Here is a 26,203-nt window from a genome sequence, read left to right on the forward strand (position 1 = left end):
AATGCTGCATTATCAGTCCGTTTTAAAGGAAGAAATCAGCGTCTAATTTGTAGATTTTTCATCCCAATTCAAACGGTTCCGTACAGAATATTCTTGTGGGCGTTGAAACCGTTTTTGGCTTGTTAATGGAGCTGGCTGACGAATAAGCTCATCACCTGATTCCACAATTTCGTGTTCAGCATTCAAAAGCTCTTCTTCACTCATATAACTATATGAAGATACACCATGCTCAAGCATCTGGTCCGCAGCTTGGCGTCCTGTAACTGCTGCTGCATAAGCTTCAAATTCACTCGCCATACTCTCGGCGCGATCCATTGTTTTTTTCTCGTGTAAAACTTGGCGCACTGGCGCTTGATATGCATTGTGACGCTCAGCTTCACGCGTTTCCAAAATCACTTCATGTGCGGGTGCTTGAGGCATAATAATGTGTGATTGCGGCATGATTTCAGGTTGGAAATGTGATTGATTTTGAACATGGTTTTGCACAGGCGCTGTATAAACTGGCTCTGAATAAGACGATGTCTGAGAGTGCGAAGATATTGCTTGACGTGAAGAAATTCCGCCACCCAGCCCCAAATGGCGCATTGTTTCCATCGTTACAAACCCCTGATGAGGCAGGCCATTTGCTGCTTGGAATTGACGCACAGCCTCTTCAGTCTGTGTGCCGATAATCCCATCGATTGGACCAGAATAGAAACCACGATCGCGCAATGCAATTTGCAAGTCACTTATTGAAGATGTCTGAGCATTTGTATCACACAGAACCTCAACCCACTCAAAACGCTCTGGCGCACGCAATACAGTGCGTTCTACAATTGCTGTGCGCGGAGCAGTCATGGATCTAGACGTACTTGCCGGTGAGATGATTTCTTGCGTAGATAATGTCTTAAATTCTGGCGGTGTTGGAATTTCTGCCACGCCACCACGATCGACCAATACCTGTTTTTGAACAGTCGCATATTGTGCTTCTACAGGGATACGTGTCACCTGCTCAGGCTGAACCATAACGCGACGAGTCACAGTGCGCGTTTTTGCAGGCACATCAACCAGACAATAAACCTGCCCAGTTTGTTCATCTATTTTGCGATGAGATGATAGGTTCGTACCCGCTTTCCAAACTTTGCGGGCTTCTTCAACAATGATTGTTTCTGTCACATCTTCAAATCGAGCAGCAATCACCTGAAGACGCTCATGCGCTGGTTTCACCAAGACTTGTTCTGTGACTGTTTCATATACGGGCTGACGCACTTCATAGCGTACACCTTGATCTTTGACCTGAACATCAATTGATGACGGACCAAATTGAGTGTCATTGACGACAAGACGTTCATGCGCGTCTTCCACCACAACTGTTTCAGGAACAATATCATATGCAGCTGGCAAAGTGATGCGTGCAAAACACTGACCCGCTTGCGCATCAGGCAAAGCACCGGCAGGGCTAAATGCACTATGTCCATTTGCATGGGGTCCGGCTGCTTGGGCCGACCCAGCAAAACCTATAGCTATCGCTGCCGCTGCCAATAACTTCTTTTTCATTTCAAAACCCCAATTAAGTGTCCGAATTGGCTATAAATGTTCGCTCATTCAGCGAATTTCATCAAAGATCAGCAAATTCGGTGCCAGCCAAAGTCTCTGGTTTGACCGTATAATCTTCTTTCTCAGGCATTAAACAACAATCTTATTGGAATATAGCTAACGCCGTGAAACTAAGTTTTTCAGGAAAATTAGTATATCGACAACACTTTAGTCCGTTTGACCAACTTAGGTGTTTGCAGTCTTGTCTCGGACGGGCTATGTCCTATTTCTAAAAGAATTACGGGACATCGGGAGTTTAGTATGACCACGCCAGACCTAGAGCCACGCCAAAACTGGACGAAGGATGAAATAGCAGCAATTTATGAATTGCCATTACCAGATCTTTTCCTAGCAGCTCAACAGGTCCGCAAAGCAAATTGGCCTGAAGGCCGTATGCAAAAATCGCAACTTCTCTCCATTAAAACAGGTGGATGCGCCGAAAACTGTGGCTATTGTTCCCAATCAGCTCATTTCGACACAGGCATTCCAGCATCTAAACTAATGGATGTTGAAGCCGTTGTTGGAGAAGCCCGCAAAGCCAAAGAAAATGGCGCAGACCGTTTCTGTATGGGGGCAGCTTGGCGCTCTCTCAAAGACCGTGACCTGCCTAAAGTCTGTTCCATGATTGAAGCAGTAAAAGCTGAAGGCATGGAAACATGCGTGACTTTGGGTATGCTAAAAGATGGTCAAGCAGAAGCGCTCTCACAAGCTGGCTTGGACTATTACAACCACAACCTTGATACTTCGCGCGAATATTATGAAAGCGTTGTGACAACACGCACTTATGAAGATCGAATCGAGACACTTGGCAAAGCCCGCAATGCTGGCTTAAACCTCTGTGTCGGCGGTATTCTTGGTATGGGTGAAGGCCGCCACGACCGTATTGGTCTACTTCATGAGCTTGCTCAACTTACACCTCACCCTGAAAGTGTTCCTATCAATATGCTTGTGCCAGTTGAAGGCACACCACTTGGTGAAGCTGCTACGAAACCACTTGAAATCGTTGAACTTGTTCGCGCTATTGCAACAGCTCGTATCATCTTCCCCAAAAGCTGGGTACGTTTATCCGCAGGACGCGAAGCCATGTCCTCTGAAGGACAAATGCTCTGTATCTTGGCGGGTGCCAACTCAATCTTTGTTGGCAACAAATTGCTTACGGCAGACAACCCAGAAATGAGTGAAGATGACAGCTTGCTTGCTGCTATGGGCGTTGAACAAGGTACGATTGCTGACAAACCACCAGCTTGCGCACCAACCGCAATACCGGCTGAATAAGTAAATCATTCTACAAACAAAAAAGCCTGCTCACTCAAGCAGGCTTTTTTATATCAGTTTTCTAGTGCTTTAATCTTGATTGAAAACAATCACAGACGCCAGAACGACCTGTGACGCACCTTTGCCTAATTGTTTATCGACAGCACGCTGCATGCGTCCTTCAAGAATATCTAGATCTGGCACCATACCCTCGCGATACGGCCCATTCGCATATCCTGTCACAGCAATACGCAAATTATCCATAATGCGCGGGCGAATTGCCTCTACATGTTTGCGTGTTTTTGATTTTTCTATGTGCAGGCCAGCATCAACAGCCATAACTGCGGATACAGCAAACCCTGAAGCAACAGAAACGCGAATTCCAAAAAATGGTACATAATCCTCAGAGCCAGATATTTTCTTCGCTGTTGGATCAATCTGACCGGAAGAAGCTTTCGCGGCTGGCGCCAATGCATACGCCATTGGGCTGGCCAACGCCAACACAATAGTCGCAATAAGAGCAAATCGTGCAGAATAGAATGTCATAACACCCCTTATACACCAACACACTTAAGCACTCGTTACACTGTTGAGGCCACATTAAGGCTATTTTACATCACAAAGCGTTCATCTTCTTACCTCTTCCTCTTGTAATCGCACCAGATAACTCTTTAGTGCTTAGTAGTTTTAAGAAAATGGAATGATTTGTGCGTATAGTTTCACAAACTATATTCCTAAGGAGATAAGAAATATGCTGGCTGTGCTCGATGTCGTTATGATGGCCCTTCAATTATTGGTGTGGGTTCTCATTGCACAAGCTGTGTTATCTTGGCTGATTGCATTTGGGATTGTGAACACTCGCAACCAATTTGTTTCAACAATCTATAGTATCACGCACCAAATCTCTGATCCTCTGACTAAACCAATTCGAAGATTTATCCCTTCTATGGGTGGTTTGGACCTGTCTTTCATTGTTCTGATTTTTGCAATCTACTTCTTGCAAAGCTTCATTGTACGCTACCTCTACCCTGCATTCAGCAGCGCAGGTATCTAGCGCATAATTGATGTCCACTTTCTGGAAAACTCGCGACGATGATTTAGACATCGTCGCGCGCGTCACACCTAATGCATCAAAAGACGCCGTTGAAGCACCAGAACAAGACGCCGCAGGCAGAACCTACCTAAAACTCCGTGTGCGCGCTATTCCCGACAAAGGAAAAGCCAATAAAGCCGTAGAAAAACTACTTGCTAGCCATTTTAACCTTCCCAAATCAAAAGTAGCTGTAGTCAAAGGGTCCACGGATCGGTTAAAGACCATTCGCATCAGCGACGGTGCTGACTTATCCAGCCAACTTGCAGAAAAGTATGGAGATAGACATGGCGACAAGAATTGATGGAAAAGCGATTGCAGCAGATGTGCGCGTCAATGTGGCCAAGGCAGTCTCAGAACTCCCATCTCAGCCTACACTAGCCGTTATTCTTGTCGGAGAAGACCCAGCCAGCCAAGTTTACGTCAACTCCAAAGTCAAACAAACGCAAGAATGCGGTATGCGCTCGCTCCATAATGTCCTACCGGCAAACGCCACGCAGGACCAAGTCGAAGCAGAAATCGCTAAACTAAATGATGATCCTGAAGTCGACGGAATTTTACTTCAACTCCCCTTGCCCAAAGGTTTGGACGCTGACTCAGCGATAGAAAAAATCAGTCCAGATAAAGATGTAGATGGCCTAACAGAAGCCTCAGCGGGTCGTCTCGTTTTGGGGAAACCTGGCCTTCGTCCATGCACACCCTCAGGATGCGTCATCCTAGCCAAACGCGCTTTAGGAAATGACCTTTCAGGCAAGAATGTTGTGGTTGTTGGGCGTTCAATTTTAGTTGGAAAGCCAGCTGCTCTACTTTTCCTCGCTGAAAACTGCACCGTCACAATTGCGCATTCACGCACCAAAGACCTTGCAGCTGTTTGCCGCGAAGCTGATATTCTTGTGCCTGCCGTTGGCCGCCCACAAATGCTCACGGGCGAATATGTAAAACCCGGCGCTGTCGTCATTGATGTGGGTATTAACCGGATTGATGCCCCTGAACGCGGCGAAGGTAAAACACGTCTTGTCGGTGATGCTGAATTTGACAGCTGCGAGGCTGTAGCTGGACACATCACACCTGTTCCCGGCGGTGTTGGACCGATGACAATCGCTTGCCTCTTGCAAAACACTGTGCTGGCAGCATGCGCACGTCGAGGCTGGAATATACCCGATATTTTAAACAGCTAAATGTCTGGCTCTAAACATCGCAATCGCCTCCCCCATGCTTGGTTTCAATCTCTTTGGACCAAGCAAGATGGCCATTGCGCAATTTGCGGTGAGCCTATGCCAAATTCACGCTTTGAAACGCCACATGCAAATGTTTGGAAAAAACAGCGACCGACATTTGACCATATCATTCCCAAATCAAAACACGGCGATGACAAAATAGAAAACCTGCAACTTGCTCACGCGATTTGCAACAAAACCAAGGGCAATCGCCTATAAATCCACGCCTTAAGAATGGGAAGTTTCCACCAAGACTTCAAATCTGACTTTCCCTCGCTCTATCTTCCTGCCATAGTTAATGCGGGGACAAAGCAAGGGATATGCTATGAGAAACGGACTAAGACCAAAATCACTAGAGACACACCTTTTTAGTGACGGACCTAAACGTATATTGGCCTTAGATGGTGGCGGCGTCCGCGGCATACTCACATGCGGTATTCTTGAACAGGTCGAAGCAAAACTTGCCGGACGACTGCCTGAAGCAGAACGTGAAGATTTTCGTCTGTGTCACTATTTCGATTTGATAGCCGGCACCTCCACAGGCGCAATCATGGCGACCCTGCTGGCGATGGGATATAAAGTCAGCGAAATAAAATCACTCTACAGAACACTTGCCAATGATGTGTTTGGTCAGAAAAAACACGGCATTATCGGCATGGTGCCCAAGTTTGACTCACGCAAACTCACTAAAGTGATCAATACATGTTTTCGTGATTTCCTAATCAGTAAAGGCGCTGACCCAGCGCATAGGCTAGAATTAGGGTCTGAATATCTGCAAACCGGATTAATGATCTGCTCAAAGCGCATTGATAAAGGCAGCCCGTGGGTACTCACCAACAATCCCAAATCGAAATATTGGGAGTGGAATTCTCCACATTGGCAAGGCTATTACGATGCAAATGGCGGCCCCGGTGAAAAATTTATCGCCAATAAGCATTACATCCTTCAAGAAGTTGTGCAGGCATCAGCCTCAGCTCCCTTCTTTCTAAGCCCTGTTGAAAAGCAAATTTCATCAGCCGAAAAAGCGCTATTCTTTGATGGCGGTGTCAGCCCACACAATAATCCGGCCATGCAAGCCTTTCTTGTTGCAACATCAAAGTGGCGCGACAATGCCAAGCCTTGGCCAAAGTGGAATGGAGAACCAAAATCTCCTTTCGGGTTTGGGTGGAAGACAGGGCCAGAAAACATCTCTGTATTGTCCCTAGGAACAGGCGCGTACCGGCCAACATTCAGCGTAAAAGATTTTAAAGGCAAAATGGCTGGCCTAAAAGCAATTGAGGCCCTGCGCGGCATGATACCAGACACATCAACAAATGGTCTCACATGGCTTCAAGCAATGTCCGATCCCGCCTTCCCAGTCAAAATCAATTCAGAACTTGGCGATATGGATGATCTGGGCATTATGAATGACTCCCTACTCCATTTCCAACGCATTGATCTGGACCTTGATGAACCAGCCGTACGCGACATTATTGGCGATGAAGCCTTTGAGGGTGAAAATTTTCTCGGAGCCTTTGAGAAAAAAGGTGTTGATGGATTAATCAATTCTATGCGCGCTCTGGAAAATTCAGCCAGCACCAATATGGATCGCCTTGAATCTATTGGTGAACATTTAGGGCAATACTGGTTTGGCATGGACCGTTTTGGACGCAAACCTACCCCCTCAAGAGGTGACCCCAAAGCAGATCCAGCATCTTTAATTCTTCCTCACCACTTTGACGGTTAAACTATTACTTCACTATTTCGGGTATATGTGAAATAAAGCCGGAAAAATGCTTCCAGGAGCATATATGAGTGGAGTTTATCATGCCCGTACAAAACCGGTTATCACTGCGTGTTGGCTTATCTCTTTTGATGCTCGGCTTTTCCGGCAATGCCTTTGCGCAAGAGGAACCATTCCGGTTTGACAATCACCTCTCCGAAAACATTAGCGTGTCTGGCGAAACTCGCATGCGCTATGAAGCGCTTAATGGGCAATTTCGCGCTGGCGGTACGGGTAGCGACCAGATGTCGTTATTTCGGACACTCATTCACGCAAAACTGGATACCGGACCAGTCACTTTCAGTATAGAACTTCAGGACAGCCGCACATATCTAGACGATAAAGACTCTCCAAATTCCAGCAGCATCACCAACCCGCTCGATATTCTGTAATTATACGCCAATTTCCAAACACCAGGCCTATTGGGTTCTGGTTCACAAATGGACATCACACTGGGCCGACAAACTGTCAGCATTGGCTCAAAACGCCAAATTGAACGTGTCTCATTTGCCAATGTCATAAAAGCCTACACAGGCATCCATGCTGTCTCCACAAATGATCGCGGCGATGAACTTCATCTCGCTTATGTTGTACCAATAGACCGCAATCCTGCTGATCCTTCAAATGATTTGAATGACAATTCTCTTTCAGGTGACAGTGAAGAATGGGATCGCCACATCTGGAGCGTTCACTACCGCCGCTCAGATTTCATACCTTCTATTGCAAAAGATATATGGGGCGAAATCTTCGTTTACGGGACTAAATGAAAAAGACAATGCAATCACAGCCACACCAAATAGAGAGTATATCGGCCCCGGCTTCCGACTCTACCGCAAACCAATATCTAGCCAATGGGATATGGATATTGAAGGGGTATGGAGAACCGGTACGCGCCGTTCCACTTCATTGACATCAGATACAACAGATTTAGATGTCGATGCACAAATGCTTTTCTCAGCCATTGGTTACACATTCGATACACCTTGGCAGCCCCGCCTTGCGCTTGAATATTACTATGCATCAGGCGATGAAGATCCAAATGATGACAAATATGACCAATATGAACGCCTGTTTGGATCTCGCCGCACCGACCTCAACAACACATCAATTCACGGTCCGCTAACACCCGCAAACTTATCTGCCCCAGGTGCGCGTATCCAAGTAAAACCCAATTCGCGCTGGGATGCACGCCTTGCCTATTCTGCCGCTTTCTTGGCGTCCAGCACAGATAACTGGGTAATTGCCAAACAACGCGACATCACAGGCCAATCAGGTGATTTCATCGGACACACACTCGATGGCCGCGCGCGTTATTGGCTCATTCCAGAAAGTTTACGTCTAGATGTCGGTGCATCTGTATTTCTCAAAGGTGCTTTTGCGAAAACTTCACCCAATGCATCCAATGAAGATGAGACATTCTTTGGCTATTCCTCATTTATTTTTAGCTTTTAATTGGCTTCCGTACAAACATTCACTTGTTGTGAACACATAACGCGCTTACATGAGAGTCTGGTGGTTTGCTGCGGCGTTTGTGTAGGGAAGTTTTATTCCAGCGACCTTACATTTTCATCAGGGAGCTGGCTCTGGTCTGGATCGTGGTCCTAACTACCTGGTGCCCACCTAGCTTGCTGGGTCGATGGGAATACACATACCCCACGGCGTTTGTGGCGCCACCTCTATTAAACTGGATAGGAATAAAATTTGTCATCTCCGAACGCGCAGCAAAAAGACCTTCTTCGAGCTCACATGAAGGAGATTCGCGCCGAATCCGCAGCGCGAGACCCTGATGCTGCCGACAAACTTGCAAAACGTTTTCCATTAAAATTACTTGATCGCTTTGGTCCCGTTGTGGCGGGATATCGCGCCATTGGCGATGAGCTTGACCCGCTTCCCCTGCTCAATAGATTGAGAAAAAAAGGTGCAAAAATCGTTCTGCCGCGCGTTGAAAGCTCAGGCGATATGACGTTCCGCCTGCATGAAAAGCCAGAAGATCTCGTCAAAGGTCCATTTGGTTTGCTGCAACCTGCTTCCGACGCTATCGAGATCCGCCCCAAACTTGTTCTCGCGCCCATGCTTGCCTTTGATGCACGCGGCACGCGCCTTGGATATGGTAAAGGCTATTATGATCGCGCTATAAAAGTGCTGCGCGCAGATGGCCCCTGCTTTTTTGTAGGCCTTGGTTACTCCCAGCAACAAGTGGATGCTGTCCCATCCGAAGCGCATGATATCGCGCTGGATTGGGCAGAAACACCAAATAATTCTGTACCTTTGTTTCTTGCGCGCGCAGCTCCGCAAAACCAAAAAGACGAATAGCGCCTCGAATACTTCCCAATTGTATGATCTAATTGATTCAGACGGTCACTTAGCGACACGCAAAACAGGAAGCCAAGATGAAAACCATTTCTTCCATATCAAAAGCTATAACGCTTGCAGTATTGGCAACAATTGGATTGAACGCTTGCTCCCATGCCAATCAAGACGATGATCACGGCAAAGACACACAGGCCTGCAAATTTCAGATCGAAAATGCATATGCTTGGGTCAACCATATGCCTCAGCCGCGCATTGAAAATGCCAAGACACCTCAAAAAAATCGGATTGTACACATCAAAGCCGAGCTCGTCCCAGCAGACACTTTCGCAGCTTTAGAGCGAAATAATGAGATGACGACAGAAACAAATTTAGTTCTCAATATCGTCGAATCCGACACTACTTTATCAAACGAAACAGGCGCTAAATATTCCGAAGGCATGGCAAGACCGCCTTTTGAAACAGTCTCTATTCACTGTAACGGACTACAAATTTTCACGATAGATGAAATCACGAAGGTTCACTAACAACGCCCTGGCTATTCACAATCGGCCGACAAAGGCGTAAAGCCTCCCTTTTACGCCCCTTGCCTATGTGGACTTCTCTATGCGTTTAGCCTTTTTCGGAGATGTGGTCGGTAAATCCGGTCGCGCTGCTGTTATTGATAATCTGCCAGACGTCAAATTTGACCTTGGTCTGGATTTTGTCGTTGTAAACGGTGAAAACGCTGCCGGCGGGTTTGGCATAACCGAAAAAATCGCAAACGATATTTTTGACGCTGGTGCCGATTGTATTACACTTGGAAACCATTCGTGGGACCAACGCGAAATGCTTACCTATATCGAGCGTGAACCACGTTTAATAAGACCCTACAACTACCCCCAAGGATTGGAAATCCCCGGACGCGGCGCTCACCTCTACACCCTGCCTGATGGTCGCCGTATCTATGTGATCCAAATACATGGCCGCGTATTTATGGACAGTCTAGACGACCCCTTCCAAGGCGTATTGCGTGCATTGCAAGAAGCCCCTCTCGGCGTAGTCGCGGATGCCATTATCGTCGAAGTTCACGCCGAAGCTTCCTCTGAAAAAGCCTGTCTGGCACACCTTATTGATGGTCAAGCTAGCCTTGTTGTCGGTGCCCACACCCACACACCTTCCGCTGATGATCAGATTTATCCGGGCGGAACTGCTTATATGACCGATGCTGGCATGTGCGGTGATTATGACAGCGTAATCGGCATGAAAAAAGAAATTATCATTCAACGCCAAACAACGCGCCTCCCAAGCCCGCGTATGGAACCAGCCGATGGTGAAGGCACAATGTGTGGTGTATTTGTTGAAACTGATGATGCAACTGGCCTCGCAACCCGTATTGATCCCATCCGCATTGGTGGTCGGCTAAAAGAAACTTTCCCAAAGCTTTAGATCGCTAAACCACGCCTGTACGCACGTCGTATTTTAAAACGGCAAACGTAGCTGACGCTGGGTGGGAATAGATGTCACCTTACCAAAAGCATGGCCGAGGACAGATTCGGCCCGCAAGATTATTTGCGCTGAAGCGCCCGCATCTTCTCCTGCATCATGATGCTTGAACTTCAAGCCAAGTCGCTTTTTAAGGCTTGATAAGCCATGCCCGCCATTGCCCTTAAATTGTGGCCAAGCTTGTTGCGCCACTTTCACGCTATCTGTCCATGCCAATCGAGGCAAAGGCAAAGCATGCATCTGGCAGGCTGCATTTATCGCTAATTCATCAAAACGACTATGCTGCACCATTGCGTGTTGCTTCAAAAATGGCTGAAGACGTCCCCACACATCTGGAAACATTTGCGCGTGCCGAACAGTATCTGCTCCAATACCATGCAGTTTCGTATTAAATGCAGAAAAAGAAACGTCTGGATTCACATAGGTAGACCATATCAATATCTCTCCATCCCAACCCACACATGCCAAACCTATCTGACATATACTCGCGCGATCATTATTGGCCGTTTCGACATCCAGCGCGATAAACCTATAATCATCCTCTGGTGGTCCCATGCTCATATCCTATTTTGATAAAACCGGGCGCGTTCAATCTCTTCCGCTTCAATCTTTGATACACGTCGCTTACCCACCGGATTTAAAGCTGTGGGCACAGATTTTAATATCGCCAACCCAGCGGGAATACCCACAATCGTCAAACACATAAGCACGCCTTTAACGACTAAAACGATTGCGACCACAATGCCTATAGGCAACCATAAGAGCAGCACCAACCACCCCCAAACGCGCCACAAGCCATTTTGAGCGATTAACCCACCAGCGTGCTTAGCCTCCACCATGCGACTACCAAATGGCCAGAATAAAAATCGTCCCAACTCGACCAAACCAGTTCCCAATGGTGCGCCCACCACCGTCAACACCAACAACATTCCTACAAGCCAAACAATTGCTGCTGACACAAATCCCAAAAAGGGGAAATACCAGAATATATTTCCTAATAATGCCATCAAAATCCCTATTGCGCCGCCATTTGACGGATGCTCGCCAATTGCTCAGGGTTTGTGCCACTGATTTCGAGGATTGAAATGGCCGATTGGAAATGTGCATCAATGCTCTCAGTTTCCCCTTGAGCCCTAGATAAATTTGCCACCATCACATGCGCATTCGCTTTCATGATGGGCGCATATTCTCCGTTATAATCTTTTAGCAATGTCAGATTTTCCTTAGCTGCCCCCATCGCGCTTTCGTAATCATCCAGCTCATAAAAGGCTTGAACGCGGCGCTCTAAGTCAGTGCTCAAGCCCGACACATCCACAGGCGATTGCATCCGCGCCAAAGCAAGGCTTTCATCTGTCGCTTGAATAACAAGACTGGCCACTGACGCACGCGATGCTAGGTTTGCAATCTGACGCAATGCATTCAATTGTCCATCAACATCATTGACGGACGCATAAGCATCAACAGACTGGCCCAGCATATCAACTGCCCCCTGCATATTTCCCATATAAGCAACATAATCAGACCGTGCGAGCAGCACCATACCAAGACATGCGCCATCATCAGCCTCCACACATCGTTGCTGTGCATCCTCAACATAACCAAGCGCTTCTTCAGCAGTGCTTTGCATCGCGACAGCCTGCGCCAGTTTCATCAATGCCCGCACCTGCGTCGTGTGATCTTGCATCTGATCGGCTACAGAGACAGCCTCTTTGAGCAGCCTCACAATTTCAGCTTTATCCCCCATATCTTCGGCGGTATAAGATTGCGACCATAATTCCTTGACGATCAATTCTCTTGAATTGATTTTCTCCAGTGCGCTAATGGCTTGCTCATGGTGTAATAAAGCTTCATCAAACTCACCGCGCTCTCTCGCAATAATCGCAAGATGATTTAACGCCCCGCCTTCAATCAAACGCGATTGCATTTTATCAGCCAATGCCAGCGCTTTGCGGGCCATCGCTTCAGCTTCATCAAGCTTGCCTTCATTGGAAAGCATGGATGTCAGATTGAGATAGGCATTGCCCTTTTCAGTCTCCATACCTGCGCGGTCCATCGCCTCAAGCGATAAGGCATAGTTTTCACGCGCAGCATCCACATCCCCCATAGACATATAAGCATACCCAATATTGCCCAGCGCAGCCGCCTCACCTTTTGGCAAGCCCAATTGCTTAGACAAAGCAAGCGCCCGCTTGGAATATGACATGGACTTCTCATAATCGCCCATCGCATGTGTCAGATTACCAAGATTGACCAATGCCCGCGCGACGGCTTCTTGATCACGTTGTTTTTCAAAAATCGCTTTAACTTTGGTTAGTCCATCTAAAGCGGTCTGATATTCACCACGTGATTGCGCCATAAGCGCCAAATTGCCCAACGCTTTTGCTTCCCATTTTTCATCTGTTTGGCCTGCACCCGTCAGTATGGAATTATACAAAGCTTCAGCTTCATCCATACGGCCCATACGCTCATAGAGTGGCGCAAGCCCGTTGGCAGCGTCTGGATTACTCGGAACCAATTTTAACGATTGCTCATACGCATCAACGGCCTTTGCAGTATCTGTTGCCGCAAACAATGCCCCCGCTTCGCTATAGCTTTGTGCCGCTGCATTTACGGCATCGCCCGCAGCTTGCGCTTGTTTTGCCGCCACTTCCGCCAGTGAAAGCGCAGCTTCTTCAACATTACCAGCCGCCAAAGCTTCTCTTGCAGCAGCTTTCTCCACATCAGAAGAGCGAAACACAGCATTTACAGCATCTTTCAAAGACTCTGCGCTACGTGCATCCAAATCTTGCCCTGAAGCCGCCAACGCCGCCGCTATTTGTTCGGATACCAGTTTTTCAATGCGCGCATCATCATCCACGAGCAAATCTTTAATTAGCGACACATTCGCTGCGGCCACACCCGCCATTGCCAGAAACGAGACAAGCGCACCTCGCGTAATCCATTTGCGTTTCCACGGAATAGCTTTGGCCGCCCGCCCCTCAACGCGCGCTTTTACTGCTTCTTCTAATTCTTGAAATGCATGATGATCACGATTGCCGTGCCAATTCATCAGCATTTCAGTGTGCACACGGTCAAACGGTTTTGGAATATCACATGCCTGCAACATCACGGGACATAATTTACCATTCACACGGGCATCATCAGCTTCAGAGCGCACCCAATCAGATGCCACTGCATTCTCCGTCCAGCAGACCACAACCGCTTTGGCGTCTTTTAAAGCCTTCTCGATAGTGATCTCATAACTATCACCAGGCAATAAAGAGCGGTCCCACCAAACATTCAAACCAGCTTTGGTTAGCGCACTTGCGACCATTGCTGCTTTATCGCGATCTTTAGAGCTGTAAGATATAAAAACGTCAGTTTTTTCAGCAGTCGAGTTCGCTATTTCAATGTTTTTGGCGTCTGTCATGGTTTCTGTCCCATATTTAACCTAAAAAACGTCTAGCATTCACAATGAAGTGACGTAAGGACTTTATCAAGAATATAAGTTTCCCCCTTGAAGCGATTCACGGTCTGGGCTTTCTTAAAGCAACTGAACTGTATTGTTCAGTCTAGGCTTTTTTTGGTTAAGTCGTAGAGTATCGCCTAGACGTTTGAGGAGTTTGCGTGTCCGATAGTGCATTGTCAAAAATAGGTCGCTTCTGGTCATTCCTCACAGGTCACGGCGCAAGTCTTGTTGCTCTGGCGGGTTTTATCGTCGTCTCCATTATCGCCACTGCTATGGGATTTTCAGATCTGCGCATGGCAAATGCAGGTAAGACCTCCCTCACCCTCGCAGAAGCCGCACCCATATGGGGCATCACAATTTTTGTCGTCCTCACAATGGTTGCAGGCTTAAACGCAGCACTCGGCGTCGGCATGAAGCCGGTCCGCGAAACGCCGACCAAGAACGACCTTCTAGAAAACCCGGACGCAAAACCAAAAACATTTAAACGCCGCATCATGCTGCGTATTCTTGCCTGCTTCTTTTACCTATTCTTCGCCTTCTGGTCTGTTGGATTTGGATATGGTTTCTTCTGGAAAGAATTGGCTGGTGAAGAATTTACCCGCAATCAATTTTCCGCTGCCATTGAAAAAGTCTCTACATCTGTCGATGCCGCCAATGAAGCCCTCAGCATTGTGGAAACATCCGTAATCGGCGCATCCACCACCGCTCGCGAGCGCGCAGACATTGAAGCCAGCCAAGGCGGCACATGTTCAAACCGTCCCAATTCCAAAGAAGGAGATGGCCCCCTCACCCGCGCACGTTTCGCCTTCGCTGATCGCGCCAAAGCCTTGCGGGATGATGTATCCGATAGTTGGATTGGCCGCCTCACAAATGACCGCACAATATTGCAGCACCGTATCAGCGCGCTATCCACAAACATCGTACCTTCAGGCGTCACAAACCCTGAAGAAATTGCGCTATTAGAACAATTAGCCATTGCGCCGCGCTTATCCTCAACCGATAGAGAACGCGTCTTCACCCAAGTTTTTGATGATGCCCGTGCCTTTACCGCAAAAGCCAACGCCTTACGCATATCAAATGCGCCGCTATTTGCTGACCGTCTTGAAACGCTCGCAGCCAATGTTGGTCCTGATCCACAAAACCCAAACCGCGCAGATCCGTCACGCACTAATGATTCTTCTTATTGTTGGGATACGGTCCTCACCGAAAAACTACGCGCATCTGCGCAATCCTTGCGCTCCCTCGAAGATATGAAAGCGCCGGAGTTTGAATTTACTGAAGGCCCAAAAGCGACACGCGCAGCTTTCTTCAATTTGGCAAAAACCATCACACCCCCTTGGGACAAAACAACAAATTTTGGTGAAAAAGAATTTATCGCGCTCTTCGCCAGTATCGCCGTCGATCTTGGTATTATGTTCCTAACGCTCATACGCGCCATGATGGAAAACAAAGGCAAAAAACGCACAGCACGCCGGCCACAAATAATGCGCCTTGCTGATATTCAAGAAGCCAATAGACAAGCCGATTTTGGCCCCAGATAATGTGTTATAAAGTTTTGCTATTTCTACCCTTGAAACGGCCTAACTTTTTGTTCTGCTCTTTTTTGAACATATAGTTTTCCGTTTCCAAAGGGACATACACCTCTCCCTGAACATGGTTTGCAGATTCCTTGTTTTTTCCTTGCAAGAAAACACCATGTCCATGCGGCTGATCGCCAAACCATGCGCCAACCCATGTCAAAACATCATCAAACCCAACACCAAAACCAACCCTTACGCCATTGATAAACTGACCGCTATAGGTCTGGTCTCTGCCATCCACTTTCTGCGTCAAAATTCCAAACCCATGCGCATCTATGCCATCGGTTTCACCTTCATACAGAATATCCTCGACAAACTCTGTCTTTTTCCATTTGATCCGGCCCCAACACACACCAGCGGAATTTGGTTTTGTATGAGAAAATGACTTTCCCAATTCTTCGCGTGCCATAGCCGCCGCCTCCTCGGCGCGACGCTCTGAATACCGCGCTGATATAAAGGCCTGTCCTGCTTCATCAGTATAGTCTTCAGCATCAACAAGGCGCTGAAACTCAGTTCCAGCCTTGCGCGCAAAAGTCAGCGTATAGCGCTCCATGCGCGCTTCATCCGCCTGTTTTATACTCTCTTCTAATTCGACGAAATCAATATTGAGGGAATCCTCCCCCTCCTCAAAAATTTCCTTGGCGCGAAATGGCAGGCTCGGCATTCCAATCTGGCGCCCAATCACTCGCAGCAGCGTCTTCCACTCATCCTCCAACCCGGACATCGTCGCAGTGGTGATGCGAAATACACCTTTTGCAACCTGTTTGGGCGGATCATTATCAAGCACCACATAATGTGACCCGTCCGTTGTCGTGGGGTCCAAGATCATAAATGTTTCAGAACGTGCGCCCAGTAAAATCAAATCAGGTGGAAAATGCAGAGAACTTTCGTCTATCTCTTCTGTTCGCACCTCAAACCGGCGCAGCCAGTTTAAAAACTCAACCATCAGCTCAGGATCTATATCATCACACATATATGTAAGTGGACGCGCTGTAGACATAAATTCACCTGCTTAAAATTGCGAAGACATACGAACATTAACCATGTTGGAAATTTACGCCCAAACAATGGCTCAGGGCTAGCCCTGATTTTCAATTGCACGCACGAAAGCCAAATCAAGGCTACATTCCTGGACGCGGCTTATCATTTTTCGGCATTATTGACTCAAATGGCACGCGATCATTGCCCTTTGCGCCCTTGCTGGGCTGTTCTTTGTCGGCACTTCGAGTTGAATTTTTCTGATAACCATATTTGCGCAATAATCCGCGAAACTGATTATAAGACAGACCAAGATGCTCTGCCGTGTTTTTCTGGTGGCCGCCACACGCTGCAAAAGCATCATCAATCAGCCTTTGCTCAAAAGCCGCTGTCTGTTTTTCAAAATCAATCGGCGCATGCGAATTATGATGCTCCAGCGCTTCTCCAAGATAATCAATTTCCTCGGTCGGAATTTGTTGCTGCTTATTTTGTCCCTCACCGCCAAGCTCCACGGCGGGTCTAAACCCTGATGCAAATGGATCAAGCGCATCCATATTGAGATTAACCGGCACATCTATCTCATGCGGCGCGCGCATCGCAAGGTCACGATACACGGCGCGCTCGGATGCATTCTTCAATTCGCGCACATTCCCCGGCCAGTCATGCGCTTTAAAGGCAGCAATTGCGCCGCGCGAAAACCCCGGAAAAACAAATCCAAGTTCGCGCGCCATCTTGTTTCCGAAATACTCAGCCAGCTCCGCAATATCTTCACCGCGCGCCCGCAAGGGGGCCAACGTAATCACATCAAATGCCAAACGATCGAGAAGGTCAGCACGAAACCTTCCATCATTTGCGCGCGATGGCAAATCAACATTCGTCGCGCCAACCACGCGCACATCACAATGCAAAACTTCCTCGCCGCCCAAGCGTTGAAATTCTCCATACTCAATCACACGCAACAGCTTTTCCTGCACTTCCATACTCGCCGTTGCGATCTCATCGAGAAAAAGCGTGCCTTTATCGGCCTGCTCAAATCGTCCCAACCGGCGCTTAGTCGCCCCCGTAAAAGCGCCCTGCTCATGACCGAATAATTCAGAGTCTAGCAAATCCTCAGACAAAGCCGCGCAATTGACCTTCACAAACGGCCCATCCCACCGTTTGGATAAGAAATGCACACGCTCTGCAATAAGCTCTTTACCCGTTCCACGCTCGCCTACGACTAGCAAAGGCCGCTCAATAGGAGCCGCAAGTGAAACGCGCTCTAAACTCTCCAACCACGCTTGTGATTGCCCGATTAATTCTGGTGCTGATCCGATCATAATGCATATTATATACTATATTTGTATTTTTTCTACATTTATTTTTCGTACTTTTTATACATTTTTATTAACGCGAATCTTGCCGTAAAACTAAAAAATACAGCAAAATCAAATACTAATAAAATTAATTTAAAACTGGCACGGTGTTTGCAAATTACTTGGCATACACGGCGACAAAGGGGCCGCCAACAACGGAGAATAAATGCATGTACGACAATACAGATCACTCAAAGTCCTCGACCGAAGACACACTTAACCGGTTGGGCAACTGGCTTAAGTCTCGCCCAATTGAAAACTGGGGTTTCTTCATTGCAGGCGTGATCATCGCACGCATTCTCTTTTAATCACTGACCCTAAAGGATACCGAACAATGGGAATTTTTTCTCGCTTTGGAGACATCATAAACTCAAATCTGAACGCCATGCTCGACAAGGCTGAAGACCCTGAGAAAATCGCACGTCTAATCATTCAAGAAATGGAAGACACACTTGTAGAAGTCCGCACAGCCGCAGCCCGCACAATGGCAGACAAAAAAGAACTTCAACGCGAAATGCGTGAACTTCAAATTGTCCGCGATGACTGGTCTGCAAAAGCAGAACTCGCAATCGAAAAAGACCGCGAAGACCTTGCACGTGGCGCTCTCTCAGCGAAACAACGCGCCGAACGCGAAATCGAAAGCCGCAAATCAGCCCTTGCTGCAGTCGATGATGCCGCCGCAAAACGTCAGGATGATCTTGGCAAACTTCAAGCCAAACTTGAAGAAGCTAAAACCAAGCACCGCGCTTTGATGGTCCGCCGCCAAGCAGCTGAAGAACGCATCAAAGTTCGCTCACGCATTGATGATTCAAAAGTTGATGACGCATTGCACCGCTACGCAGCAGTTGAGCGCAAAGTCGATGAATTAGAAGCTTATGCCGACACATACGACCTCAAAAGCAAAACACTTGAAAGTGAATTTGCAGACCTTGAGGCCTCAGAAAGTGTCGAATTGGAATTAGCCGCCATGAAAGCGCGCAAGAAATCAGGATCGGATAACTAATGGACGAAGATATCCTCATCCCGATTATCGCAATCCTGTCGATATTCGTGATCTTCCCCGGCATGTGCATGCATTACTTTACAATGTGGCGCAGCAATAAAGGCCTCTCAGCAGATGACGAGAGAATGCTGGAAGATTTATGGCGTTCCGCCCGCACAATGGAGCGCCGCATCGAAACAATAGAAAAGCTGATCGAACCAGAGGGGCCTGAAAAAGCCCCTCGCCGCCCCAGAAGCGATTTTCGCGACCTCGACGGTTAATACGATCAATTCAGAATAGAAAGAATTTTAAGATGGACGAGTATTCAAACTATAAAAATCCTAAGAGATTTTACCGCCCGACAAATGACCGCATGATTGGTGGTGTTTGTGCCGGTATCGCCGAGCGCATGGGATGGGACCCGTTATTGGTTCGTATCGCAGCCGTTGTATCTATGATTACAGGTGTATTTTCCGGTGTTGTTTTTGCCGGATATCTCATCACATGGGCTGTCACACCCAAGCGTCGCACAATGCACAATATGACAAAGGACGAAGAGTCTTTTTGGCAGGGCGTATCTGACCGCCCGAAAGTTACACTGTCTAACATCAGATACAAATTCATGGACCTAGAAGACCGGATGCAGGGTGTAGAAAAAGCCGTCACATCAGATGAATGGCGCCTACGCAGACAATTTCGTGATCTAGAAAAAAGTTAGCAAAAATCGAGCTGTATTATCGGACCTCCCAAAAAATATAATGGTCCGGTAGCGCAGCGAGAAGCAGAAGAGGGAAAATAAAATGGCACTGCAATTCTCAACACGCGTCATAGCGGCAACAAGCCTACTGACAACTGGTTTAATCGCCCTGACAATCGCATCTCAGAATGGTGAAATCAGCGTTCGAACCGCCGGCTTAGAAGTGAAATACTTCCAAGCAGACGCACAAACAGGCAAAGCACTTGAAATCAATCAGGAACAATGCCCGCCGCAATGCCCTCTTCTCGATATCAATTGGAAAAAATACGCAGACGCAACTAGCTTGAAGATTTTACGCTAGACATCGAATTTTCTGCTAAATTGCAAACGACAACAAGAAAGAGGAGACAGAAAAATGGAAGGCGGACAAGTAATGGTCGTCTGCATCGTGGCGCTAGTGATGTTGACCAGCCTGATCAAGGCATCAATCCAAAGCAAAAACAATGCAAACAAAAAAGATATGCGGAAGGCAAACGAAAACACTGCTCAAACAGACGAATTGCTTTTCAAAATGAACGACCAGCTCGACCGCATTACAGCCAGACTAACAGCGCTGGAAACCATTGTGACCGACGAAGACCGCGAGCTTAAACGTGAGTTCCAAACCTTAAAAAGCGACGTTTCCAATGTCCGTAAATCCGTAGACACAGACCGTTATTAAGAGAAAGCCCAAATTATGGATGTATTTGTATTTGTCGTCATTATCGTTGCCATTGGTTGCGGCACAGGAATTGTCACCTCCTATTTTGAAAATAAAGGCAAGTCCGGAAGCAAGATTAGCGACGCAGAGTTTGCCGAAATCGTCAGCAAATTAGACAAAACCATTACCCGCGTTGAAACACTTGAGCGCTTGGCCCTCGATAGCGACCAAGACCTCAAACGAGAATTTCGCAACCTTTAGTGAATACAATATAAGCACTCACTCTATTTCAAACAGGCAAATGTTATGGATATTTATGTATTTTTTCTGCTGTTAGCCGTCATCATATTCGTGACTTGCGGCGTCACAATCTATTTTGAGGCCAAAGTCACCGCAGGAAGCCGCGTCACGGAAGGTCAGTTCAAAGAACTTACTGAAAAACTGGATATCGCCCTCACAAGAATTGAAACGCTGGAACGTCTAGCCACAGACGAAAACGAGCACCTCAAACGCCGCTTTGATGAAATATCAAAACAGCCAAATTACGCCTAAGATAATTTATGACACACACCTAATCTTTTTTCGGTTTTTCACGCTTCAATTGACGCATAAAAAACCGCGCCGGTGCAATGAGTTCTCGACTGTCAGCCCCAGTTGGAACTGGCCCCCCAAATGCATCGGCGACGATTATCTGCGCCAGAAATGGTGCCCATGTCAGCCCGCGCGACCCTAAGCCCCCCGCTGCATACATACCCCGCTGATAAAGCGCCTTGAAACCTTGCCCATCTATAGGTTTCAAGGCTCTTCCTGTCCGCAGATCCTCACCATAATGCGCTCGATAGGCTGCAAATTCCGGCAATCGCCCCGCAAAAGGCAATTGATCCGGCGTTGCCGCGCGCACAGCCGTTGCAGATTGGACCTTCCCAGAGAGAATTTTTTCTTTGAGTTCTGGTGCCAACACATCCAGCGCAAGCATATTCTCCGCCCGCGCGGCATCACTCGCTTCTGGCGCTTTCCCATCACTATCTTGATAGGTGGCCCCAAATACGATTTTACCATTCGCACCCACAACATAATGCCCCTTTGACCGCGCAAAGTCAGGGCCATCATATTGCGCATATTCCAATTGGCCGCCGCGTCCGCGCAATGGCAGCCCCTCGCCGCCCGCAAGATCAGCTATCCCCATGCCTGCCGCGATGACAACAAGATCCGCCTCATATTCAAAGACCTGCCCATCACGTATCGCCGTCACACATCGTTGTGCGCCATCTACCGCACCAATCGAGGTGATTTTCGTATTCCAGACAACATTGATATCTTTGAGCAATTGCGACCGCACATCCACAGGTGAAACCGCCATAGAAGAAAGATAATTCAGACCCATCTGCCTGCCCTCATCTTCCAAAACACCAAGTAAATCAGTATCCAATGGCGGATCATCTTTTATCTTCGCATGTCGCCCAATCTCTTCATTCGAACTTGAAAAATGCGCCGTATCCACAGGCCATGCGCCAATATTTTGCGTCTTGTAAAAGGCAATGGCAGCAAGATAGGCATCAATCAAAAGCCTTGCTTGCGGCGTATCTGCGCCATCCAGTCTTGGTGCAACCAAACCAAGCGGATTTGCGCTCGCGCCTTCTTCTATACCTTCCCCCTTATCCAAAACCGTCACATCACAGCCGCGTTCATGGAAAGCCTGCGCCATGCATGCCCCCATAATTCCGGCCCCAATCACAATCACGCTAGCAGGACACGCTCGTTCGGTGTTCAGCAGCAATGGATCACAATATATCTCAGGCTTGGGCAGTGTTGGATAAATTGCCTGCATTCTTTCGCGTTTCGTGCCAAATCCGGGCTGTTTGGAAACCTCAAAACCACCCGCAGCGAGTGCCCTTCTAACATGTCCCGCCACGGTATAGGTGCCAACAACACATTCAGGCGCTGAATGTAGGGCAATTTGCGCCATCACCTCTGAAGACCACATTTCTGGATTTTTTGCTGGCGAAAATCCATCCAAAAACCAGGCATCGGCTTTAAAAGCTGTATTTTTTAACGCCGGTTCAATCTCATCTTGAACAATCAACAGTGACATACCAAAATCTAGACAGAGTCTCTGCACTCCCTTCGCACGAACTGGCCACAAACTCAGCAGTGTTTGCACATCAGATGCTAACTCTGGCCACACTGAAAGCGCAGTTTTTGCATCCTCAACCCGCATTAAGCGCCCTTCAAAACTGATCACTTCCAGCCTTGCCTGCGGATTGGGACGATGCTCTCGCCACAGCTGACGCAGCGCCGCAATATTTAGCCCCGTGCCAAATCCCAGCTCTCCAATTGTGAAGGTATTTGATGCACTTATCCCCGCCCTCATGGCTTGCCAGCGATCAACTAATCCACACCCTCTAAAAAAAACCTCGCGTGTTTCTTCCAACCCATTAGATACGCTAAAATACACATCATCATTGATCTGATCACGCGGAACTCCATCCTCTTGCCAATATAATTCGGGTCGAGGCGGAAGACGTTTTGATTTGAACATATTTTCTGACATGCAAACACGAATACGCCGCCTCAACCCAACTGGCGAGACGGCGCATACAATTTTTTATAAATGCAGAATTAAATCTGAGGCGCAGCGTTTAGAGCTTCTTCCATTTGAGTGAATGAAGGCTGACATGATGTCGGAACAGATCCACGCCCTAGCTCAACTGAAATCTGAGCCGCATTACCGTGTAGGTGAGAGACTAGCACATCCTTGATGATCTTGTAGAACTGACCTTCTTCATCCAACACCTCGCCCATACGCGCCGCAAACGGGCCCACAATACCATAAGCGATAAAGATACCGAGGAATGTCCCCACAAGCGCAGAACCAATCAATTTACCCAAATATTCAGGTGGCTGAGAGATCGCACCCATTGTTTTAATAATACCAAGCACCGCCGCAACAATACCCAAAGCCGGAAATGCATCGGCGAGGTTTTGAACAGCATGTGCCGCGCCATGCGCCTCACTATGATGTTTCTCAATCTGTTTTTCGATAGCATCTTCCACCTGATGCGGATCATCCATATTCATCGTCATCATGCGCAGCGTGTCACAGATAAGATCACAAGCGAAATGATCCTTCAGGATCTTGGGATAATTTTGAAATATGCTTGAATCTTTGGGGTTTTCAATATGAGGCTCAATCGCCACAACCCCCTTGGTTTTCATCGTCTTGGTCAACACAAAGAGCAGCGTTAAAAGATCCTGATAATCTTTGGCTTTCCACTTTGGACCCGACAGAGCTTTACCAAAACCACCCATCGCACCTTTGATTGTTCCCATCGAGTTTGAGATTAGAAAGGAACCAACACCGGCACCACCAATCATCATCATCTCGAACGGGGCCGCCTTAATGATCACGTCGAAATGACCACCGGCAAGCGCAAACCCACCGAAGACCATGCCGAACACAACGAGTAGGCCTATGATCTGAAACATAAAAGATATCCACCAAAAGATTCAACTTAATTAGATCTCTTTATGACTGATTATCCTTAATGTTAGGTGTGAGCATTCAAAAAAACAGACAGTTTACATTAGGATTTGCTTCATCTCATTTTTACAGATTATTCAAACAACACGGTCAAACTCAGCATTCGCCAATATTAGAATTGTGTCATTATCCACCCTCCACTGCTCTACGACCTAGAAAATGCCACAAGCTTCCGTTATCAACGGATAAATGACAGATCACGCTTTTGGTTGGACGACGAAATTAGGAGCCACCTGATGAAAAAAATGTTTATCATCTCACTATTTACAGCAAGCCTTACCGCACCTGCTTTGGCCGCTGTTGGCAGCTGTGAGAAGCCGGCTGAAATCAATGTGCCTGAAAATGTCGCTCAATTATCTTTGACAGAATTTAAAAATATTCACCAGCAAGGTGAAAGCTATATGGACAATGCCAAGTCATATCTCAAATGTCTGGATGGCATTATCTATTCGACTGCTCCAGAAGACCCGATCGTCTCCAAAGCCGGAAAAGCACACAGCAATTACGGTGAAGAATGGGGCGTTGTCTGGGGTCAACTCAATTTAGCTTGCGTCAATTGGGAAGTCGCTCACGCCACTCAATTTCCTGGCGGATGCCAACCCAAAAACCCAACGAGCTAATCTAGGGATAGAAAACGAAAATAGCTAAACGCGCCCCCTGTGATTCGCGGCGCGTTTTTATTGCCGACTATCCAGCGGCTGCCGCTTTCACGCTCGCCAACATCTCCATCGTTGGGAAACCATCGGCTAATAAATTACGGTCTTTCTGGAATCTCTGCAAAGCTGCACGCGTGCCACGTCCCGCCAATCCATCCACTGGGCCTGCATCATATCCCATTGAATTAAGGGCAGCTTGCAATTCTTCCACCTGAGACTTTGTCAGCATCGTAATATGCGTTGGCCAAGCTTTCACCAGATCAGGTCGTCCTGCCAATTTATCCGCCAATAAGCCTATAGATAGGGCATAACTATCGGCATTGTTATACGTCTTGATGACATAGAAATTATCAAACAACAAAAACGCTGGGCCATATGATCCAGCTGGAATAAATAATTCCGCTTCAAGGTTTGGGCTTGCTGTGCGCCCACCTTCAATCTTAAAGCCAAGCGCCTGCCAGATCTGAACTTTACGCTTTGTACCATCAGCCAGCGCATAATTTGGGTTATCCGGTAAAGACACCTCCAACGCCCAAGGCTCACCACGTTTCCAACCAGACGCTTCCAAATAATTGGCTGCCGAGGCAAGCGCATCTGAACGCGAGTTCCAAACGTCCTTCTTCCCGTCTCCATCCCCATCGCGCCCATGCGCCAAGAAAGTGGACGGCATAAATTGGGTTTGACCAAAGGCCCCTGCCCAGCTTGCTTGCTTTAATTGCTCTCTTGAAACAATGCCTTGCTCGAGAAGCTTAAAGACTGAAATTAACTGCGCCTCTCCAAAGGCTGTACGTCGCCCTGTGTAGGCAAGCGTCGCCAATTGACGTACGGCATCACTACTTCCCAATATACGCCCATAGCTGGTTTCCATACCCCAAACTGCGGCAAGTATCTCGCGTGGCGGTGTATATTGAACCTCAATAGTGTCGAAAAGACCAACAGTCTCTGCCAGCTTTTCTTTACCAAAAGACACACGATTTGGGTGCGTCGCGGATGCGACATAATCCCATATCGGTTTAACAAACTCGGCTTGATCATCACCAATTGCCGCAGCTTTCACCAATTCTAACGGCACGACACTTTGCAAAACGCTGTGAACAATTTCTACATCACGACCAGAATTTGCTGCTTCTTGAGCAAACCTCACGCGCCACGCATCAAACTCAACAACACCCGAAGGCACAAATAATGGCACCTCCACATCGGTTGGAGCTGTTGGTGTCGGAGTGGGTGTTGGGGTCGGTTCAGGGCTTGGTGCCTGTGGTGTTGGCACACCCGGATAGGTTTCTGGGCGCGGCAATTGATCAGCTGCACACGCACTTAGTGCAACAAGCATTATACCCGTTGTACTTAGCCATTTTATCACATGTGGCATCAAAATCCCCTATCCTACTAAACTGCGGTTTATCCCTAGCATTAACCCTGTTTTTAAAGCCTATCCATCATTTCTTGCATGACGATTATGTTATTTTTCCACTATTTTCGTCAGTAAGCTCCAAAATTTTCATACTCATGCTGAATCATCGTTGACAGATCCTAGATAGAGCGCGTATGTACCGCGCTCAAATTTTTGCTA

32 protein-coding genes and 1 other RNA gene are annotated in these 26,203 nt (G+C 47.5%); 23 read left to right on the forward strand and 10 right to left on the reverse strand.

Annotated features, from left to right (window positions below; genetic code table 11):
• Positions 1-42: 42 nt before the first annotated feature.
• A complete protein-coding gene (locus tag HBAL_RS14635) occupies positions 43-1,536 on the reverse strand; it encodes a peptidoglycan-binding domain-containing protein (RefSeq protein WP_015828728.1) in 1,494 nt (497 codons plus the stop codon).
• 300 nt (positions 1,537-1,836) lie between these two features.
• Between HBAL_RS14635 and bioB the strand changes: the two genes are divergently transcribed.
• Positions 1,837-2,850 (forward strand): biotin synthase BioB, encoded by a 1,014-nt coding sequence (gene bioB / locus HBAL_RS14640; RefSeq protein WP_015828729.1) that lies wholly within the window; start codon positions 1,837-1,839, stop codon positions 2,848-2,850.
• 69 nt (positions 2,851-2,919) lie between these two features.
• Here bioB and HBAL_RS14645 read toward each other — a convergent pair whose 3' ends face one another.
• Positions 2,920-3,375: a hypothetical protein gene (locus HBAL_RS14645; protein ID WP_015828730.1), complete on the reverse strand. Its 456-nt coding sequence runs from the start codon at positions 3,373-3,375 to the stop codon at positions 2,920-2,922.
• Between the two features lie 205 nt (positions 3,376-3,580).
• On the opposite strand from HBAL_RS14645, the gene HBAL_RS14650 reads away from it, so the two are divergent.
• The 12 genes from HBAL_RS14650 to HBAL_RS14690 all read left to right on the forward strand — a co-directional run bounded on the left by HBAL_RS14650 (position 3,581) and on the right by HBAL_RS14690 (position 10,636).
• Positions 3,581-3,883, forward strand: coding sequence for a YggT family protein (locus HBAL_RS14650; protein WP_015828731.1), 303 nt, complete (start codon positions 3,581-3,583; stop codon positions 3,881-3,883).
• A 10-nt stretch (positions 3,884-3,893) separates the two neighbouring features.
• A complete protein-coding gene (locus tag HBAL_RS14655) occupies positions 3,894-4,223 on the forward strand; it encodes a DUF167 family protein (protein ID WP_015828732.1) in 330 nt (109 codons plus the stop codon).
• Entirely contained in the window at positions 4,207-5,097 is an 891-nt protein-coding gene (folD, locus tag HBAL_RS14660) for a bifunctional methylenetetrahydrofolate dehydrogenase/methenyltetrahydrofolate cyclohydrolase FolD (protein ID WP_015828733.1), read from the forward strand. The genes HBAL_RS14655 and folD overlap by 17 nt, the downstream gene beginning before the upstream one ends.
• Entirely contained in the window at positions 5,098-5,355 is a 258-nt protein-coding gene (locus HBAL_RS14665) for an HNH endonuclease (RefSeq protein WP_015828734.1), read from the forward strand.
• Positions 5,356-5,461: 106 nt separating this feature from the next.
• Positions 5,462-6,862, forward strand: a complete 1,401-nt coding sequence (locus HBAL_RS14670) for a patatin-like phospholipase family protein (protein WP_015828735.1) — start codon at positions 5,462-5,464, stop codon at positions 6,860-6,862.
• Positions 6,863-6,942: 80 nt separating this feature from the next.
• Positions 6,943-7,290 (forward strand): hypothetical protein, encoded by a 348-nt coding sequence (locus HBAL_RS16480; RefSeq protein ID WP_049763165.1) that lies wholly within the window; start codon positions 6,943-6,945, stop codon positions 7,288-7,290.
• Between the two features lie 48 nt (positions 7,291-7,338).
• Positions 7,339-7,665 carry a hypothetical protein gene (locus HBAL_RS16740; RefSeq protein ID WP_049763166.1) on the forward strand — a complete coding sequence of 109 codons (327 nt, stop codon included), beginning with the start codon at positions 7,339-7,341 and terminating at the stop codon, positions 7,663-7,665.
• On the forward strand, positions 7,619-8,350 hold the full coding sequence (locus tag HBAL_RS16490; protein ID WP_159098046.1) for an alginate export family protein: 732 nt from the start codon (positions 7,619-7,621) through the stop codon (positions 8,348-8,350). The genes HBAL_RS16740 and HBAL_RS16490 overlap by 47 nt, the downstream gene beginning before the upstream one ends.
• 62 nt (positions 8,351-8,412) lie before the next feature.
• A non-coding RNA gene (gene ssrS / locus HBAL_RS16640) (6S RNA) lies at positions 8,413-8,573 on the forward strand.
• Between the two features lie 26 nt (positions 8,574-8,599).
• Entirely contained in the window at positions 8,600-9,211 is a 612-nt protein-coding gene (locus HBAL_RS14680) for a 5-formyltetrahydrofolate cyclo-ligase (protein WP_015828736.1), read from the forward strand.
• A 77-nt stretch (positions 9,212-9,288) separates the two neighbouring features.
• Entirely contained in the window at positions 9,289-9,735 is a 447-nt protein-coding gene (locus tag HBAL_RS14685; RefSeq protein WP_015828737.1) for a hypothetical protein, read from the forward strand.
• Positions 9,736-9,814: 79 nt separating this feature from the next.
• Positions 9,815-10,636 (forward strand): TIGR00282 family metallophosphoesterase, encoded by an 822-nt coding sequence (locus tag HBAL_RS14690; protein ID WP_015828738.1) that lies wholly within the window; start codon positions 9,815-9,817, stop codon positions 10,634-10,636.
• A 33-nt stretch (positions 10,637-10,669) separates the two neighbouring features.
• Here the strand turns inward: HBAL_RS14690 and HBAL_RS14695 are convergent, their stop codons facing one another.
• Genes HBAL_RS14695 through HBAL_RS14705 form a run of 3 tightly spaced genes read right to left on the reverse strand, consistent with a single transcriptional unit; the run spans position 10,670 to position 14,102 of the window.
• Positions 10,670-11,248, reverse strand: coding sequence for a 3'-5' exonuclease (locus tag HBAL_RS14695; RefSeq protein ID WP_015828739.1), 579 nt, complete (start codon positions 11,246-11,248; stop codon positions 10,670-10,672).
• Positions 11,249-11,250: 2 nt separating this feature from the next.
• Entirely contained in the window at positions 11,251-11,700 is a 450-nt protein-coding gene (locus HBAL_RS14700) for a YccF domain-containing protein (protein WP_015828740.1), read from the reverse strand.
• Between the two features lie 8 nt (positions 11,701-11,708).
• The gene (locus HBAL_RS14705) at positions 11,709-14,102 is read right to left on the reverse strand and encodes a tetratricopeptide repeat protein (RefSeq protein ID WP_015828741.1); all 2,394 of its coding nucleotides are present in this window, start codon (positions 14,100-14,102) and stop codon (positions 11,709-11,711) included.
• A gap of 197 nt (positions 14,103-14,299) precedes the next feature.
• On the opposite strand from HBAL_RS14705, the gene HBAL_RS14710 reads away from it, so the two are divergent.
• On the forward strand, positions 14,300-15,682 hold the full coding sequence (locus tag HBAL_RS14710) for a hypothetical protein (RefSeq protein WP_015828742.1): 1,383 nt from the start codon (positions 14,300-14,302) through the stop codon (positions 15,680-15,682).
• Positions 15,683-15,686: 4 nt separating this feature from the next.
• Here HBAL_RS14710 and HBAL_RS14715 read toward each other — a convergent pair whose 3' ends face one another.
• Entirely contained in the window at positions 15,687-16,721 is a 1,035-nt protein-coding gene (locus HBAL_RS14715; protein WP_015828743.1) for an MORN repeat-containing protein, read from the reverse strand.
• A 121-nt stretch (positions 16,722-16,842) separates the two neighbouring features.
• Positions 16,843-18,018: a phage shock protein operon transcriptional activator gene (gene pspF, locus HBAL_RS14720; protein ID WP_015828744.1), complete on the reverse strand. Its 1,176-nt coding sequence runs from the start codon at positions 18,016-18,018 to the stop codon at positions 16,843-16,845.
• A gap of 206 nt (positions 18,019-18,224) precedes the next feature.
• On the opposite strand from pspF, the gene HBAL_RS16840 reads away from it, so the two are divergent.
• The 8 genes from HBAL_RS16840 (at position 18,225) to HBAL_RS14755 (ending at position 20,985) form a co-directional block, all read left to right on the forward strand.
• Complete coding sequence (locus HBAL_RS16840) at positions 18,225-18,362, forward strand: hypothetical protein (protein ID WP_015828745.1); 138 nt, start codon at positions 18,225-18,227, stop codon at positions 18,360-18,362.
• Between the two features lie 26 nt (positions 18,363-18,388).
• Entirely contained in the window at positions 18,389-19,057 is a 669-nt protein-coding gene (gene pspA / locus HBAL_RS14725; RefSeq protein WP_015828746.1) for a phage shock protein PspA, read from the forward strand.
• Positions 19,057-19,317, forward strand: a complete 261-nt coding sequence (pspB, locus tag HBAL_RS14730; protein ID WP_015828747.1) for an envelope stress response membrane protein PspB — start codon at positions 19,057-19,059, stop codon at positions 19,315-19,317. Before pspA ends, pspB begins: the two co-directional genes overlap by 1 nt.
• Before the next feature lie 32 nt (positions 19,318-19,349).
• Positions 19,350-19,754 carry an envelope stress response membrane protein PspC gene (pspC, locus tag HBAL_RS14735; protein ID WP_015828748.1) on the forward strand — a complete coding sequence of 135 codons (405 nt, stop codon included), beginning with the start codon at positions 19,350-19,352 and terminating at the stop codon, positions 19,752-19,754.
• Positions 19,755-19,836: 82 nt separating this feature from the next.
• A complete protein-coding gene (locus tag HBAL_RS14740) occupies positions 19,837-20,094 on the forward strand; it encodes a hypothetical protein (RefSeq protein ID WP_015828749.1) in 258 nt (85 codons plus the stop codon).
• Positions 20,095-20,148: 54 nt separating this feature from the next.
• Positions 20,149-20,454 carry a hypothetical protein gene (locus tag HBAL_RS14745; RefSeq protein WP_015828750.1) on the forward strand — a complete coding sequence of 102 codons (306 nt, stop codon included), beginning with the start codon at positions 20,149-20,151 and terminating at the stop codon, positions 20,452-20,454.
• A gap of 15 nt (positions 20,455-20,469) precedes the next feature.
• Entirely contained in the window at positions 20,470-20,694 is a 225-nt protein-coding gene (locus HBAL_RS14750) for a hypothetical protein (protein WP_015828751.1), read from the forward strand.
• A gap of 45 nt (positions 20,695-20,739) precedes the next feature.
• Positions 20,740-20,985 (forward strand): hypothetical protein, encoded by a 246-nt coding sequence (locus HBAL_RS14755; RefSeq protein WP_015828752.1) that lies wholly within the window; start codon positions 20,740-20,742, stop codon positions 20,983-20,985.
• A 19-nt stretch (positions 20,986-21,004) separates the two neighbouring features.
• On the opposite strand, the gene mnmC is transcribed toward HBAL_RS14755, so the two are convergent.
• Entirely contained in the window at positions 21,005-22,984 is a 1,980-nt protein-coding gene (gene mnmC, locus HBAL_RS14760) for an FAD-dependent 5-carboxymethylaminomethyl-2-thiouridine(34) oxidoreductase MnmC (RefSeq protein ID WP_015828753.1), read from the reverse strand.
• Positions 22,985-23,052: 68 nt separating this feature from the next.
• On the reverse strand, positions 23,053-23,919 hold the full coding sequence (gene motA / locus HBAL_RS14765; protein ID WP_015828754.1) for a flagellar motor stator protein MotA: 867 nt from the start codon (positions 23,917-23,919) through the stop codon (positions 23,053-23,055).
• Between the two features lie 291 nt (positions 23,920-24,210).
• On the opposite strand from motA, the gene HBAL_RS14770 reads away from it, so the two are divergent.
• Complete coding sequence (locus tag HBAL_RS14770) at positions 24,211-24,594, forward strand: hypothetical protein (protein WP_015828755.1); 384 nt, start codon at positions 24,211-24,213, stop codon at positions 24,592-24,594.
• Positions 24,595-24,661: 67 nt separating this feature from the next.
• Here the strand turns inward: HBAL_RS14770 and HBAL_RS14775 are convergent, their stop codons facing one another.
• Positions 24,662-26,002, reverse strand: coding sequence for a lytic murein transglycosylase (locus HBAL_RS14775; RefSeq protein ID WP_015828756.1), 1,341 nt, complete (start codon positions 26,000-26,002; stop codon positions 24,662-24,664).
• Positions 26,003-26,203: the final 201 nt, after the last annotated feature.

The organism is Hirschia baltica ATCC 49814, assembly GCF_000023785.1.
Taxonomy (GTDB): Bacteria; Pseudomonadota; Alphaproteobacteria; order Caulobacterales; family Hyphomonadaceae; genus Hirschia; species Hirschia baltica.